The organism is Pseudomonas sp. CGJS7, from assembly GCF_036961695.1.
In genome coordinates this window covers 1-1,706 of sequence record NZ_JBAMDI010000288.1, presented here as the reverse complement: position 1 = coordinate 1,706, position 1,706 = coordinate 1, and the positions used below count along the sequence as shown (strand labels likewise).

General features: G+C 48.5%; 2 protein-coding genes. Both read left to right on the top strand.

Annotation, left to right across the window (positions count from 1 at the left end; all coding sequences use genetic code 11):
• On the top strand, positions 1-829 hold an 829-nt coding region (locus V7787_RS52725), incomplete at its 5' end, for an RHS repeat domain-containing protein (protein ID WP_336095443.1).
• A gap of 35 nt (positions 830-864) precedes the next feature.
• On the top strand, positions 865-1,338 hold the full coding sequence (gene imm9, locus V7787_RS52720) for an Imm9 family immunity protein (protein WP_064491798.1): 474 nt from the start codon (positions 865-867) through the stop codon (positions 1,336-1,338).
• Positions 1,339-1,706 lie beyond the last annotated feature (368 nt).

The following is a 1,706-nucleotide window of genomic DNA, read 5'->3' as shown; positions in this document are numbered from 1 at the left end:
TAGCAAGGAGGTTTATCAGAAGGACTATCCAGAGCCGCGTCGGCGGGTGTTGTTTCACTGGCAAGGGTTGCGCTTGCTGCAAGAAGTGCAGAGTGGGCTGGCTAGCTTGTATGTGTATGCCACTCCGGACAGCTATGAACCGCTGGCACGGATCGATGGGTCGATGGGTAGGGAGGTGGTTCAGTATTTTCATACAAACCTGGCCGGGCTTCCCGAGCAACTGACTGACGCGAATGGCAATGCGATTTGGCGTAGCGATTATGAGGGCTGGGGGAAGACGCGGGATGAGTGGCACAGTCCACGCCAAGCGAGAGAACAGAACCTGCGGTATCAAGGGCAGCATCTTGATCGAGAAACGGGACTACACTACAACACCTTTAGATTTTATGATCCAGATATTGCTCGGTTTATACAAACAGACCCGATAGGACTAGCGGGCGGCACAAATCTATTCTTATACGCATCAAACAGCTTCACATGGATCGATCCATGGGGGTGGAATAAGAACAGCCACAGCTCTATCGGGGACTGGGTATTGTACGATGTAATAGACCCGGTGGGCGGCCATGCTAAAACTGGCATCGGCAAAGCAGAAGATGTCATGGCTAATGGGGCAAATAGAAGAGCTCATGCAAGCGCAAGGAAAGTGCGAAAAGACCCTAGCTTTGAGAATGCATACGCGAAAATCATCAGCAGACACAAAAATATCACCAAGGGCGAAATGAAAGAAATTGAAGCAGAAAGAGTTCGCACCCTCAGAAGTCAGGGACTTGCACTGCCGCACAACAAAGAGCGAGATAACCGCTACAATCCTAAACCATGCCCTTAATCGAACCAAAACCTGAACAAGCCCGGAGGACACCCATGCCAAACTCGATCAAATGCATTATCTCCAATGAGGTACCCTGCATTAACGATTTAATCGACATCAATGATATCACTCACAAAATCAATGAATACATAGAAAAAATAAGACCAACCATAAATATCGAAAAACTTAATGGGTGGGGTATTTTAATCTCCGCAACCATTAGAAACACCGATAAAATTGGCATTTACAAGCGCACAACCAGATACCCATCTGACAACGAATTTGAAATTTCAATCTCTGTCCCGCCCCCCAGTCTTGATGACGCATCATATGGCCTCCCCCCAAAGGAGCTCGGTTACTTCCTAGCTGTAGATGAGAAAAAATTTAGAGCAATTACACCTCTATACTCAAATTACAAAAGCCTTGGCGACTACATCACAAACAGCATCGAACTAGCAATACGCAAAACATTTGAAATCGGCATAACATGTCACGGAGTCAAAATTCAATTCGAGGAAGAAGATTAAAATCTCATTTGCCGCCCGCACCGACATCTGGAGGACGGCAAGAACTTCGTCACCGATGGCCTCGGCCAAAACCATCGCTATTACTGGAGGGCGATGTATGAGGCGTACAAATACATCGAGCCCTCGAAAATTTCTGACAAGATGAAGTTATCAGCAGACAACTTGAAAAAAAGCATCGGCCCTCAGGCGGAGAATCGCGCTACAGCTACGACGATATCGGCCGCCTGATCGAAACCTGCGATCCCCTCGGCCGCCGCGAACACATCAAATACCTACGACATTGGGCACTGCCCGTCCAGGTCACCGATACAGCCGGGCGAACTCGGCAATACGGCTACGACAGCCACGGCAATCTGCTCTGGCAGCAG

What these genes read in the sequence shown, in the direction of transcription:
- imm9 (WP_064491798.1), top strand. Translation starts at nt 865, where the DNA reads ATGCCAAACTCGATCAAATGCATTATCTCCAATGAGGTACCCTGCATT.